This is a genomic window from Pelorhabdus rhamnosifermentans, from assembly GCF_018835585.1.
Classification (GTDB): Bacteria; Bacillota; Negativicutes; order UMGS1260; family UMGS1260; genus Pelorhabdus; species Pelorhabdus rhamnosifermentans.
The window spans coordinates 60,432-74,182 of record NZ_JAHGVE010000016.1; the positions used below are offsets into that span (position 1 = coordinate 60,432).

General features: G+C 40.7%; 11 protein-coding genes and 2 tRNA genes. All 13 read right to left on the reverse strand.

What is annotated here, in order from left to right:
• Window positions 1-111: 111 nt before the first annotated feature.
• The 13 genes from Ga0466249_RS17365 to Ga0466249_RS17425 all read right to left on the reverse strand — a co-directional run bounded on the left by Ga0466249_RS17365 (window position 112) and on the right by Ga0466249_RS17425 (window position 13,740).
• Complete coding sequence (locus Ga0466249_RS17365; protein ID WP_215830743.1) at window positions 112-1,686, reverse strand: APC family permease; 1,575 nt, start codon at window positions 1,684-1,686, stop codon at window positions 112-114.
• Window positions 1,687-1,833: 147 nt separating this feature from the next.
• Entirely contained in the window at window positions 1,834-3,225 is a 1,392-nt protein-coding gene (locus Ga0466249_RS17370) for a C40 family peptidase (RefSeq protein WP_215830744.1), read from the reverse strand.
• 225 nt (window positions 3,226-3,450) lie between these two features.
• Window positions 3,451-3,609, reverse strand: coding sequence for a hypothetical protein (locus Ga0466249_RS17375; protein WP_215830745.1), 159 nt, complete (start codon window positions 3,607-3,609; stop codon window positions 3,451-3,453).
• Between the two features lie 106 nt (window positions 3,610-3,715).
• Window positions 3,716-3,801: transfer RNA gene (locus tag Ga0466249_RS17380), tRNA-Leu, on the reverse strand.
• A 38-nt stretch (window positions 3,802-3,839) separates the two neighbouring features.
• Window positions 3,840-3,925: transfer RNA gene (locus Ga0466249_RS17385), tRNA-Leu, on the reverse strand.
• A gap of 204 nt (window positions 3,926-4,129) precedes the next feature.
• Entirely contained in the window at window positions 4,130-4,699 is a 570-nt protein-coding gene (locus tag Ga0466249_RS17390) for a lytic transglycosylase domain-containing protein (RefSeq protein ID WP_246588834.1), read from the reverse strand.
• 30 nt (window positions 4,700-4,729) lie between these two features.
• Window positions 4,730-5,326 carry a dephospho-CoA kinase gene (gene coaE / locus Ga0466249_RS17395; RefSeq protein WP_215830747.1) on the reverse strand — a complete coding sequence of 199 codons (597 nt, stop codon included), beginning with the start codon at window positions 5,324-5,326 and terminating at the stop codon, window positions 4,730-4,732.
• Window positions 5,327-5,337: 11 nt separating this feature from the next.
• Window positions 5,338-6,162, reverse strand: coding sequence for a bifunctional DNA-formamidopyrimidine glycosylase/DNA-(apurinic or apyrimidinic site) lyase (mutM, locus tag Ga0466249_RS17400; protein WP_215830748.1), 825 nt, complete (start codon window positions 6,160-6,162; stop codon window positions 5,338-5,340).
• A gap of 12 nt (window positions 6,163-6,174) precedes the next feature.
• Window positions 6,175-8,790, reverse strand: coding sequence for a DNA polymerase I (polA, locus tag Ga0466249_RS17405; RefSeq protein ID WP_215830749.1), 2,616 nt, complete (start codon window positions 8,788-8,790; stop codon window positions 6,175-6,177).
• A gap of 71 nt (window positions 8,791-8,861) precedes the next feature.
• A complete protein-coding gene (locus Ga0466249_RS17410; protein ID WP_215830750.1) occupies window positions 8,862-10,055 on the reverse strand; it encodes a L,D-transpeptidase in 1,194 nt (397 codons plus the stop codon).
• An 89-nt stretch (window positions 10,056-10,144) separates the two neighbouring features.
• Complete coding sequence (locus tag Ga0466249_RS17415; protein ID WP_246588828.1) at window positions 10,145-11,281, reverse strand: two-component system sensor histidine kinase NtrB; 1,137 nt, start codon at window positions 11,279-11,281, stop codon at window positions 10,145-10,147.
• A 386-nt stretch (window positions 11,282-11,667) separates the two neighbouring features.
• Entirely contained in the window at window positions 11,668-12,342 is a 675-nt protein-coding gene (locus tag Ga0466249_RS17420; protein WP_215830751.1) for a Crp/Fnr family transcriptional regulator, read from the reverse strand.
• Window positions 12,343-12,369: 27 nt separating this feature from the next.
• A complete protein-coding gene (locus Ga0466249_RS17425; protein WP_215830752.1) occupies window positions 12,370-13,740 on the reverse strand; it encodes a DUF445 domain-containing protein in 1,371 nt (456 codons plus the stop codon).
• Window positions 13,741-13,751 lie beyond the last annotated feature (11 nt).

Genomic DNA, 13,751 nt, shown 5'->3' on the forward strand with positions numbered 1-13,751 from the left:
TGAAAGATAAAAAGACTTATAGTTAGCCATACGATCACTCTCCTTCCTAGCCTCACAGGACTAGTATTAAAGGTTCATTTTTTATTAGTATAATGCCATTTTTTTAGCTTGTCAAGAGCCGCTTTGTGTTTCATTATCTTGTAATTCTTCGATATTCCCCTTTTTACGCATATACCATACACCGTTATAGACAGCAATATAATAAAAAATCAAACCGAGTATTGCCACGATAATAGACATATAGGGCTCAGAAATCAGACCTGCACCGCCAAAATTTCCGATCGATGACATGGCAACAAGCATCAGAACATAAAAAACAAAATATAATCCGCCAAAGATTTCTATCGACTTATTTTTATTGATAAAATGGGCTACTAAATAGCCCCCCAATCCTAAAGCCAACCCGATAATGGCAAGTTGTACTTTACTCCATTTTGTCCAGTAAATAAGCAGCGTAGCAAATACAAAAGCTAAGGGAGCTATAAACTGCATACCTGGAAGACCATTGTTTTTTGTCAAACCCACCTTACGGAAAACCACGACCGTTACACAGGCTGTAGCATATTTAAAAATACCAATGGCTCCGACAATAGCGACAATGGCTGTCCAACTTTTTAACGGGAATAAGAACAGCAGCCCCATCAAAAAATTGAGAGCAAGTGCACGAGTTGGGACACCCGATTGTTTGTTAACCGCTTCAAAGTACGAGGGCAGAAAGCCACTTTTCGCCATTCCAAAGACATGTCTTGAAGTTCCAGCTGTATAAGCAAGTGCTGAGCCTGATGGAGAAATCATAGCATCCGCTGTAATAATCCAAGACAACCAAACCATATTTGCCATAAGTGCCAAAGTAGCAAATGGCGAATCAAACTTAATTCCACTCCAACCATTAACAAGCATTTCCGGTGGAACTGCCCCAATAAAAACAACTTGAAGTAACGCATATAATAAAGCGGAAACTACTAGAGAGGTAATCAGAGCAAGGGGAATATTACGCTTGGGGTTAACAGCTTCGCCGCTCATCATAATTACATTACCAAATCCTGTATAAGCAAAAAATATTCCACTTGTTAATATCGCGCTTAGTCCAGCACCATAGCCATAAGGGGCAAACCCTTGACTTGTAAAGTTCTCCGAATGAAACCCCGTCATAAAAAAGGCAAGGATCGTAAGCGCAGGCACAATAAATTTAATCGTAGTAATAACGGTATTCGTAACAGCAAAAAACTTCACACCAAAATAGTTAACAACAACAAAGAATATCATCAAAACAGTGGATGCCAGAATACCTGTTGGAGTCAGTTGCTCCTTCGCTACATCATAGAGTGCTGGCCAAAAATGATGAGCATATTGGATAACTCCGGCCGATTCCACCGGTGCAGTTGCACAATAGCCAAACCAGATAGCATAACTAGCTACTGTACCAAGCAATTTCCCATTCGAATAAAGGGGATAACGGCCTAACCCACCTGACTCAGGCTTAACCATTCCTAATTCAGCATAAACAAGGGCAATAAGAGTAACGACAAATGCACCAATCAGCCAGGACATAATCGCTGCAGGACCCGCTACTTTTGCCGTTGCCCATGGACCAAAGAGCCAGCTAGATCCGATGATTCCCCCGAGAGATAGTGCAGTAAGAGACCAAAATCCCATTTTCTTTTTTAAATAACGTTCTTCATTCATGAATTTACCTCTTTTTCTTCAGTGAGTATCTATATAGTCAATTTAATTAGACTGTTTCATAGAGTTATTAATAAATATGTAATTTTCATTTATACTTATACTAACCCCCCCTAATTCTCGCAATAGCGACAAAAAAGTCCTTTTACTTCATTTTTCTATTTGCTTCAAAGTCTGCAATGATTCAAGCAATTGTTTCCCATTCGACCGAAGCAATTCTACATCAGTCACAGTCACTTGATTGATGGGTACGCGCTTTAATTTACCATCAGGTAAGGGGTGCTTGGAGTCGCCCTGCGCAGCAATATCATGCACAATATATTCGTGACCATTTTCTTCTCCCAAATACAGCATGACATGTCCGTTCATATGTAAAGTAGCACCTGGTTTCATCTTGCTCAGCAGAACAGCACGTTCCAATCGTGTTGCTTGTTCAGGAATATTGACTGTAATCCCTGCTGAATTTTCTTGTTCATCCGCATTACGCGGTAATTGGAAACCAAACACAGCATAAATATCCTGAATAAAAGCCGAACAATCACGGCTATGAAAACTACCGCCCCAGCCATAACGCTGACCTTGCATTTTAAAAGCTTGTTTCAATATACTCGCTCTTGTATAAGGAAGATATCCTTCATAAACATCACTGGCTGCACTAACTAACGCTAATTTAAAATCCAGTTGGCCTGCCTGATTTTTCACGGGAATTTTCACAACATAGTTGCCAGCAACAGATTGATTATCAACAAGTCGCGGGATTTCATCACCCACTGCTAAAGGCAGTTTGGCACCCATACCAAAAGCTAATTCTGATAATTCCGGTGAATATTCATTAAATCCAAGTTGAAGCATATTTCCAGTAACAACTAAAAATTGATTACTCTTTTGATAATTGAGCCATTCGTCTTTGCTACCAACAGCAATGCAGTCGGCTTTCATCCATCCTAGATAATCATGGGTTTGTACGAAAAACCACTTCCCATCCTTACTTGTATGAAGCACAAGTAGTGCCTCAGCCGGACCTACCGCCGTTTCCTGAAATTGGTCAAATTCAATATCATCGGCACTTTCTAAAACTGCATCATCCGTTGGGAAGGTACGAATATCGGCACGTTTTACTGTAAAACCAAATTGGACACTGTTCGTTTCTTGCACGCCTTCGAAATTCATCAAGCTTTTTAAATTATCATAATAAGCTGCCTCAATAGCCCGACCATTCGTAAATAGCGTGCTCGTAGGGAAAGAATATTTCAGTAATAACTTCGCTAAATCCTGCTTAGACAAGCTATCCGGATAGGATGTTAAATCATAAACAGTTGTAGGTAATTTGCGCATGATTTCGGTATTAAATGTTTCAATCTCCCTACTATTCATAATCACTTGGTCGGGGTAATTCAGTTTTTCAATCCAATAGGAAGCATCAAGCATTTCTGTTGTCACATGAGGCATCACACTGAGTGGTGCCGCAACACCACTATTTGCTGGCACCATCGATGCTGTCAACATGAACATCGAAACAACCAAAAACTTGAGACGTTTCATAAAGCTTCTCTCCTCAACAGGTTTTTCATAAACAAATACTCCATACTTATTTATAAAAGCGGGAGTCTTAAAATATGATCGAAAGTTACTAAACATACTTCCATAACAAGGTCCGCTCACGGAGTACAATAGGTATACGCCTTATACATAATTGTATTTCCTATACTAAAGCTTGACGCAACTAAAAAAAATAACCCTTTCAGAAATCCTGAAAAGGTTTTACACTTACTGTCTAGCGCGATTTTTCATTCTCTGCAAATTTTGCTTGGCAAGTTTGGCTCTGTTCATTGGCGCAACCTTATCACCAAATTCGTCTTTCAATAATTTCTCAATTTCCTCGGATGTCAAGGTGTAGCTATTTAATTCTTTACGTTCTGTTGTCATAGCTTCTCCTTTCGCGTTTAAGACTTCCCTTTAAAATCATAAACTAAATCAATATATAAAACAAAGAAGACTTCTTAGATATTCTAGAAGTCTTGATTATCAATTGTGGTGCGGTAGAATGGATTTGAACCATCACGAGGTTGCCCCCACTAGCCCCTCAAGCTAGCGCGTCTGCCGTTCCGCCACTACCGCATAAAATATGCCATCAAGTCATCTTACTATTATTTTAATGGTGCGGCCGAGTGGATTTGAACCACCACGAGGTTGCCCCCACTAGCTCCTGAGGCTAGCGCGTCTGCCGTTCCGCCACGGCCGCACAGGATAAACTTGAATACATATGATAAGGATGTCTCCCTGCCCCAACTTACGTTATAAACAAGAGATATTCTTATACCGACAAACTCTATTATACCGCATCCTGAAAAAATGTCAACTAAAAAATATACCCCTACAAAGAATCAAAAGAGTGCATATCATTTTTATCTGATATGCACTCTTTTGATAGGCAGGATTGATATAGTTATGGCTTGCCCTCTTGATAAAGAATCTGATAACGCTGGCGATCACGCAAAACCTGTTTCACATATTCACGTGTTTCTTTAAAGGGAATTTGATCCACTGCTTGAAAATCTGCTGTCCAATGATATTGTTTCATCCACGATTTCACATTGCCACGGCCCGCATTATACGCGGCAAGCATAAGCACTTCATTACCACCAAATTCTTTTTTTACAGAAGACAAATACCACGTGCCAAAACGAATGCTCACTTCCGGGTCATTGAGCTGAGCAACTTCAAAATTCGAATAGTCAATTTGTTGTGCCACCCATTCTGCCGTATCTGGCATCATTTGCATGAGTCCCATAGCGCCCTTCGGAGAACGAGCCATATTAATAAATTTACTTTCTGTACGGATCACTGCCGCTACTAAATAGGGGTCCAGTTTATTACGCTCCGAATACCGATAAACCTCCGTCTGATAACTAAAAGGATATATATACTCTTTTTGAAACCAAGTGCTTTGAAAAACACCATATGCACCTAGCATACCAACTAATAGAGTAATCATTAAAAACCGGGCCCAAGTCATCTTACCCAAAATACCATCCTCCGTAAAAAGTCACTGCATTACCTGTGCCCAAACTCGTAAAATCTCAGCCTGCAGCTTTGCTAAATCGCCATTATTATCAATCACTTGATCGGCCTTACGAATTTTTTCTACCTGTGATTTCTGGGCCTTCATACGCAACGTAGCTTCTTGCTCCGAAAAGGAATTGCGCTTCATTAACCGCTGCCGTTGTATTGATTCATCTACCTGAATAACCCAAACTTCATCCACTCTTTTATCCCAGCCCGTTTCAAAAAGCAAGGGCATATCAAGTATAATCACTGGATATGAATTTTTTTGGGCAAATTCTATGAGTTCAACGATTCTCTCTTCAATACGCGGATGAGTAAACTTCTCTAGTAATGCCCGTTTTTTCGCATCTTGAAACACCAAAGCCCCAAGCTTCTGCCGATTCAGCCTGCCATCCGCTAAAACAACATCGCCTCCAAAAGCAGTCACAATATCCTTATAAGCCTGTTCGCCTTGTTCAACAACGTTATAGGCAATCTGATCCGCATCAATAATAAAGGCACCTTGTTTTTTCAGCAAGGCACTTACTGTACTTTTCCCACTGGCAATCCCGCCTGTTAAACCAATGAAACGCATCATACGCCCCTCCTCTAATGCTGACAATGCGGACAGTAATGCGTTCCACGCCCTGCCACAACCTTTTTCATAATGGCAGTTCCACAACGACGGCAAGGCTGCCCTGTACGATCATACACCCATAATCGATCCTGATGGGAACCGCTTTTTCCTTCGCTATTTTGATAATCACGAAAAGTTGTTCCCCCATCTTCAAGTCCTTCCTGAATAACACGATTTACTGCTTCGTACAATTTATCTACTTCGCACCCTAGCAAACTTGATGCCTTACGCTCGGGACTAATGCCCGCCACAGCCAAACATTCATCGACATAAATGTTTCCCAATCCACCAATAAATTGTTGATTCAGTAGCAGAGCCTTTAAATTTCCATGACGTTTAGCCAACCCTCGGCTCAAATATTCCCGCGTAAATCCTGCTGAACAAGGCTCTGGCCCCATGGTGGCAAGACCCGAAATGCGTGCAAGTTCTGGTTCGCTCATGACATAGAGCGTCCCGAGGGTACGCGTATCGGCATAGATAAGCACATGTTTATTCTCTAAATAAAACACAATTCTTGTATAAGCATCTTCTTGTTCCTGCTTAGCTTGATAAAGCAGCCGCCCTGTCATACGTAAATGAACAACAAGAATTTTCTCATTAGAAAGCGTAAAAAGCAAATATTTTCCTCGCCTTGTTACGGCAACAATTGTTTGATGAATTAAATGCGCTTTTACCTCACTTGCTTCAGGCCATTTAAATAAACGCGACAAACGAATATCCATATCCATAATGGTATGACCTAACAGTTTATCGGCCAGTTGCCGCCGAATCGTTTCTACTTCTGGCATTTCAGGCATAGCAGTCCCTCCTCATTTAGCCAGAGCCCAATTGGGACCGACCTTTACATCAGCGACAAGAGGAACACGTAACAAAACAATATTTTCCATTGTTTCTTTGACTAGCGCTGCAACACGAGGTATCTCCTTTTCAGTTACCTCGAGAACAAGTTCATCGTGAACCTGGAGCAATATGCGACTCTGGAGCCCTTCTTGATTGATTTTATCATAAACAGTAATCATGGCTTTTTTAATAATATCGGCGGCTGTTCCCTGAATAGGTGTATTCATTGCCGTGCGTTCAGCAAAAGAACGTAAATTAAAATTGCGACTATTAATATCAGGCAAATAACGGCGGCGCCCGAACATCGTTGTCACAAATCCCTCTTCATGGGCTTTCGCTACCATACTATCCATCAATTCCTTTACGCCACGATACATATCAAAATAGCTTTCAATATACTGGGCCGCTTCTTTTCTTGTCACATGAATGTCCCGTGATAAGCCATAATCACTAATACCATAAACAATACCAAAATTGACCGCTTTGGCCCGCGAACGCATTTCACTTGTCACTTCTGTAACATCCACACCAAAAACCTTAGCTGCTGTACGGGAATGAATATCCTGATTATGCTTAAAAGCCTCAATGAGATTCATATCGCCTGACATATGAGCCAGTACGCGCAGTTCAATTTGCGAGTAATCGGCTGACATAAGATACTGCCATTCTCCACCGGGAATGAAAAGACTGCGAATTTTGCGTCCTTCTTCCGAACGAACCGGAATGTTTTGCAAGTTCGGATCCGAACTGCTGAGTCTGCCTGTTGTCGTCACCGTTTGATTAAATGTCGTATGAATTCTGCCTGTTTCCTGATGAATGAGCGGTTTCAGGCCATCAAGATAAGTTGATTTTAGTTTCGTCAATGTGCGATATTCTAACAGATCTGCAAGTAGAGGATGGGGAAACTCCACAGCCAAGCGTTCTAATACTTCAGCATTTGTCGAGTAGCCTGTTTTGGTTTTTTTAAGTACAGGCAGCTTCAGTTTATCAAATAGTATTCGACCGAGTTGTTTCGTAGAATTGACATTAAATTCTTCACCAGCCAGCTGATAAATCGTTGTCAATAAGGCCGTTATTTTTTCCGTTATGGCTGTGTTCATGACAATAAGACCGGTTTGATCTACTGTAATACCTGTCACTTCAAGAGCAGCCAACACTTCTTGCAATGGCAATTCAATTTCTTGATATAACGTGAGAAGATTGGCTTCTTTAAGTTTGTCCAATAATAATGGATAAAGTCGTGAAAGAGCCTGTGTGTCTCGCGCTGCACCAAGCAGCAGCTCTTCTTCTGCCGGAAAGCTTTCAGTTAAATACTTAGCACTTAAGTCAGCCAAATTGTACTGACTAGCAGCAGGATCGACAAGATAGGCGGCAAGAGAGACATCAAACAAGAGATTTCGAATAGCAAATTGCTGCAATTTTCCATACTGATAAATTGGTTTGGCATCATGCGTAATTTTTGCTATCGTCTCATCCGCCCATAGTTCAACCATTACAGGCAAATACTCCATTGGAAAAAAGAATAGCTTTTCTTTAACTAAAACTGTAACCCCTGTCAGCTCAAGCTCAGGTACTTTTCCCTGCCACAAGGGACAAAAGACAAATTCCCCTGCTTGGCGAAGTTCTGCACTGACCTGAGCAGCCAAATCCGAACTATCAATCGTTTGAAAGCTACAGTCCCACTCAGACTGTGGGCACGTTACTATTTCCGCCGACTCGTCACAAGAGGTTACGAATCGCGCAAGAAGAGACTTGAAGCCAAGTTCACTAAACAATTGCTTCATTTTCGCCTCATCTGGTCGGACAGTAAAATCGGCCGGCAGCCCCTCAAGAGGCACATGGCAATCAATCGTAGCCAATGTTTTTGATAATCTCGCTAAATCCGCATGCAAGTAAAGCTTTTCCTTTAATTTAGCACCTGATACATCATCAATATGATCCAATAAGTTTTCTACCGTCCCAAACTGGGCTAATAACTTCACAGCTGTCTTTTCGCCCACACCAGACACGCCGGGAATATTATCGGATGCATCTCCCATAAGTCCCTTTAAATCAATAATTTGCGCCGGACTGACAGCATACTTTTCCTGTACAGCCTGCGCATCAAACTGTTCAATATGACTAATGCCCTTTCTTGTCAAAAGAACCTGAACAGAATCGCCTACAAGTTGCAAGGCATCGCGATCTCCTGTGACAATCAAAACGTCCTGTCCTGCTTCACGGGACTGACAGGCTAGTGTACCAATAATATCATCTGCTTCATAACCAGCGAGTTCTAATACAGCAATACCAAGTGATGCTAAAACTTGTTGAATAAGAGGAAATTGAACAGACAGTTCCGTAGGGGTTGCCTGTCTCCCCCCTTTATATTCAGCATAAAGGTCATTACGAAAGGTAAGCTTCCCTTTATCAAAAGCCACAACGACTTTATCAGGCTTCACATCAGCCATTAATTTCACCAGCATGTTTGTAAAACCATAGACAGCGTTCGTATACTGCCCAGATGCTGTCGTAAGCAACGGCAAAGCAAAAAAAGCACGATACATTAAGCTACTGCCATCAATAATTATTATTTTTTCGGACATTCGCCCACTCCTTACTTAATTGACTATGAACACTATATTAGGCAAGCAACAGAAAAAATCCTGTCTTTTTTTTATGGAGCCGGATAGGTTAGCTCAATTGTTTGTGCCTGCTCATTATAATATACACAGGCACCGAAAAACTCATTAATTTTATTAATTTGAAGATAAGGCTGTCCTTGAATCCACGTTACCAACACTTCTTGTCCACCCACAAAGACGTGATCTCGATTGCTGGAATACAAGAGTTTCACACCTAACGATTCCGCTACCTTTTCAACAGGCAAAGCTAAAATCGGCCCCACTTGCTCAATATCCATATCATAAGGCTTATCATTCACCTTGACACGGAGAGCTTGAATAACAAATTCATTTTTGGCGCTATTCAATACCGCAGACCCACCAAATAATGTCTGAATATCTTCCGGTACAACATAAATGTGGCTCCCACGGCGCACGCCTGGCACACTTTTCGCTTGCATTCTCACGACGTGATTATTTTCATCAAACAAAAATGTTTTTTTGAGCGCCCTAGCTACCGAATCAACGGGAACGGACACCCTGCTACCATCCATAACAACTTTATCATCAAGCAACCGATCATTCACTTTTAAGGCACAGACGGTTGCTACAATTACCTGCACACCACTGACGTCATCCACGAGTTGACTGATTTTATCATCACTCACAAAATCAGCTAATCCGTACTGAGATAACTCCGCTTTGACATTGCCCACTGTCACGCCACCCACACCATACACATCGGGGTATATGCCAACACTAGCTTGTCCTACGGCGTCAAGTCGTACCTGCACGCGATCATACATAATCGTAACAGGCGTACCAAGCGGCACTTGCGCAAAGAGTTCATCCACATCCCTTTCATTCATGCGAATACAACCATTCGAAACAACAGTGCCAATCGAATCCGGACGATTTGTTCCATGAATGCCGTAAGTAGGAGAAAATTCCATCCAGCGATAACCTAATGGATTATCCGGACCCGAGTCGATATGATAATCCTTGCCAGGAGGATACCAGCTCGGATTTACTTCTTTATTAAAAACTTTAAATGCACCTAAAGGGGTTGGTGTCGCCGGACTGCCAATGGCAACAGAATATACCTTAACAAGACTGCCATCCTTAAATAAAGATAAAGTACGACTGGGTAAATTTACAACAATGGACGGTGATGCTAAAGCTGCAGCATCACAAAATTGAAATAATAAAGAACAAAAAAATAAGACCAAGACAATCAGCTGTTTCATGACCAGACATCCTCTCATAGATAAGATTAACACATTAACCTATATATGAGAAAGTCCCAAAACTTATGATTGCTTGGTTATTCGTTTTTTTACTGCAAATTTAAAATTTGTTGATGCACTTCTGGAAAATAGCGAAGCTTCTCATCAATCACAGGCAGGTAGACATGAACCCTCGTCCCGCCCTCATCTTCATCACTAATATGAATAAATCCGCCATGTTCGGTAATAATGCGATGCGCGATAGGCAGGCCTAGTCCCATATGATCCAGCTTAGATGTATAAAAAGGTTCAAATATTTTAGAAAATATTTCTTTCGCAACACCAGAACCTGTATCCGTAACAGCCACAACAATCATGTTAAGCTCTGCATGCAACCATGACTTGACTGTCAGTATGCCTTCCTCAGGCATGGCTTCCAGAGCATTTTGGATAATATTCACAAAGGCTTGTTTCAGTAAATTGCCATCTGCGTGAAGCAATGGCAGTCCTTCAGTCAAGCTCTTGTTGATTTGAACCTTTTCACTTCCAAGATCACGAAAATTCAACAGTAACGATTGTCCAATAACTTTATTGATATTCACGTTATTCATTTTATTAATGGGGGGTTTAGCAAATAAAACCAATTCTTTGACAACATCATTAATATAAGTTGTCTCTTCAAGCAATGTCTCCAGTACCTCTCGCCTTACAACATACTGCTCATCCTCTAACCGATTGAGCATCACTTGCAAATAGCCGTTAATCGTAGTTAAAGGCGTTCGGATATGATGAGCCACGCCTGCCGCTACTTCACCTAAGGACATAAGCATTTTCGTTGTTTGAATTTGTTTAAACGCGGCTCGAATCGCTGAAACATCTTGCAAAATAACAATAACTCCGATGGCTTTGCCAAAAAGGTCATGCAAATTCAATACATCGACTTGAACATAAACCATGTTCCCCATCGATTTTACTTTAATATTTGTCGAAAAATCATTATATTCGTGAGCATTAAAAATTTTTACAAATTTCTCCCCTAGATGCCTAAGGGATATCTCGGCCTGAGTACCAATAACCCGACTGCGCTTAACAGAGCAAATTTTTTCCGCTTCCTTATTTAACGTTACAATACGAAATGACTTATCTAAAAATAAAATACCAGACTTTGCCGCATCTAAATAGTCTCCGTCTTCCTCTTTGATTATGCCTGTCAATTCTTTCGCAGCAAACCCTTCGGCAATCATCATTTTCCATCCTCCCCCTGTTTATTTTATGAGGTGATGAATAACATTCTTGTAAAATAATGTATTTCCTGCTTTTTTACTCCCCGCAAAAACCCTATAAATCCGACACAAATAGTAATAAAGATTTCAAATAAACACTTACCTTGTCGATTGAACGTAAGAACAGGCTTACAATTGAATGCTTTTTATTTAAAAAATGTCTGATTTTATGACATTAAGTCGACAAAAAAATACGATTAAATAGAATATTTTTTCCTCTTATTTCTTACAATAAACCATAATATACCATATTTTTGATTTTTTTACATATTATAACAAACAACGTGCATAAAAAGCGCCCTGATTTATCGCTGGAATCAAGGCGTCTTTCGAACACTTTCTTGTTACAACTACCGATGTAAAAGTTTATCCCACGCTAAAATAATAATTTTATGATCCACTAAATCAATCATTTTAGACTTCTTTAATGCACTCAAGACCCTAGTCACGGTTTCACGTGAAGTGCCCACTAAATTCGCTAATTCCTGTCTCGTCATAGAAAGATCAATTTCCACACCCTGTTCGGTCTGCCTACCATATTGTCGAGCCAGTTGAATCAAATTTTCTGTCGTCCGAGCAGATGTATCAGAAAAGGCCAAGGTTGTAATTTTCTGTTGAGCCTGTAGAAGTTTCTGGCTTAAGATTTTGATCAACTGCAGAGCCAACTGTGGATAGCGGAGCACAGCCTGCTCTAAATCATAATTTTTAATCATTCCGATCTTTGAATCTTCTAATGCCACAGCTGTAGCCGGATACCCTCTGCGTTGAAATAATAAGACCTCAGCAAATACCTCACCCGGCCCTACGATATGAACAATATGTTCCTGACCTTCAAGAGAAGTATGTAAAATTTTCACCTTACCTGATTGCACATAATAAAAACCTTCGCCTTGCTGCGCCTCCATAAAAATAACGGTATCTTTGCTGTAGTTCCGCATAATCGTCAAATCACCAATAACAGCTAAATCCCGGTCAGAAAGTTCTTGAAAGAATGGTATTTTTTTTAAGAAATCCCAATTAGCCATAATTCCTCCTAGTCGCCACAGCTAGAACTACCCAATGAATGGCTTCATCCAAGGTAACAGCCAAGGCCCATAAATAAAATGCAAAAACAGAAATAAGCACAGACCCACAAGACCGCCCACAATAGAACCATTAATACGCACCCATTGCAAGTCTTCCCCTACTTTATCTCCAATAAGTCTATTTAAAGCTTCATTTGATAGCTGTTCTAAAACACTCTTCACGATGGAGCCAATAAATTCATGCTGGCTTTCGACACCATGGCAAACTGCGTCCTGAAAATACCGTTCTAACCAAGCCTGTTTGCCTTTATCCTGTAAAAAAAGACCCCAATACCGTTCGCTTTGCATAAATACCCAGCCCATAATTGGAGATTTCTTAGTAAAATACTTAACCTGTTCAAGCATCGAATGATTCTGTATAAAAGCCAGCGTTCCTTCACCTTCATTTAAATTGGGCTGCAACAAATACAAAAAAAAAGGTTCAAGTACTTGGATAAAATCAATCCTATCAATTAATGCATCTTTCCAATTTTCTACTTCAGCGGTCTGCACAGAATCCTGTCCAAGTTTTTCGATGGCATCTTGCAAATTTTGTTTGAGCCATAATCTTAAAGGATGATCTTTTTCTTCTAGATCTTGAATAGTCGCATATATTTCCTGTTGCAAAGCCTTGGCCGCATCCTCTAAATTAATCGCATCAAAAACTTTGGCACCTTCATAAAATAGTTCAGCAAGAAAGCCAAAAGTCGTACTGCGCTGCGCCGCCGTTTTCTCTTCAGCATAACTTTGGAGATAAGAATAAATCACTTTGTATGTATCTATCTGGGCTACTTTCATTTTCATTTTGCCTAATAGAAACTGAATAACTCTTTCTTCTTGATTACGCTCAAGTATAGTAAGCCCCAGTGTCCGAAGGCCAGGCACAAATTTCCAAGAATGCAGAGCGGTTCTCATCATATTTTGAGCCGACTTTGCTAATTCATGAAGATCTATCTGCTGCGTTGCATGGATAGTATAACGAGCAAGCGTATTCGCAATCAGGACCTTGCCGCCCTGCTTTTCTATCCAATGAATAAATAAATCAACCAAGCAAACTTGGCCAATTTTTTGTTGAATCGACGATGTACTGAGTAGCTCATTTTGTACCATACGTGCTGTAGCTGCGATAAGTTTCTGCCGATTGCTTGCAATCAGTGCCGTATGATAAGGAAACCCGAAAGGTTTGCGAAATAGCGCCGTAACAGCAAACCAATCGGCAATTCCGCCCACAAGCGCCGCCTCACTGACAGCAGAAAATAGCTCAACAGCAAACATTCCTGGATAATACACGCTGAGAAGGCATGAAAACACATAGAGAACACCCGAAATAGCCAGCGCAATATTGGCTTGATTCATCATATCCCCCCCCC

Coding starts and splice junctions, on each gene's coding strand:
- Ga0466249_RS17365 (WP_215830743.1), bottom strand. CDS start 1,686: ATGAATGAAGAACGTTATTTAAAAAAGAAAATGGGATTTTGGTCTCTT.
- Ga0466249_RS17370 (WP_215830744.1), bottom strand. CDS start 3,225: ATGAAACGTCTCAAGTTTTTGGTTGTTTCGATGTTCATGTTGACAGCA.
- Ga0466249_RS17375 (WP_215830745.1), bottom strand. CDS start 3,609: ATGACAACAGAACGTAAAGAATTAAATAGCTACACCTTGACATCCGAG.
- Ga0466249_RS17390 (WP_246588834.1), bottom strand. CDS start 4,699: ATGACTTGGGCCCGGTTTTTAATGATTACTCTATTAGTTGGTATGCTA.
- coaE (WP_215830747.1), bottom strand. CDS start 5,326: ATGATGCGTTTCATTGGTTTAACAGGCGGGATTGCCAGTGGGAAAAGT.
- mutM (WP_215830748.1), bottom strand. CDS start 6,162: ATGCCTGAAATGCCAGAAGTAGAAACGATTCGGCGGCAACTGGCCGAT.
- polA (WP_215830749.1), bottom strand. CDS start 8,790: ATGTCCGAAAAAATAATAATTATTGATGGCAGTAGCTTAATGTATCGT.
- Ga0466249_RS17410 (WP_215830750.1), bottom strand. CDS start 10,055: ATGAAACAGCTGATTGTCTTGGTCTTATTTTTTTGTTCTTTATTATTT.
- Ga0466249_RS17415 (WP_246588828.1), bottom strand. CDS start 11,281: ATGATGATTGCCGAAGGGTTTGCTGCGAAAGAATTGACAGGCATAATC.
- Ga0466249_RS17420 (WP_215830751.1), bottom strand. CDS start 12,342: ATGGCTAATTGGGATTTCTTAAAAAAAATACCATTCTTTCAAGAACTT.
- Ga0466249_RS17425 (WP_215830752.1), bottom strand. CDS start 13,740: ATGATGAATCAAGCCAATATTGCGCTGGCTATTTCGGGTGTTCTCTAT.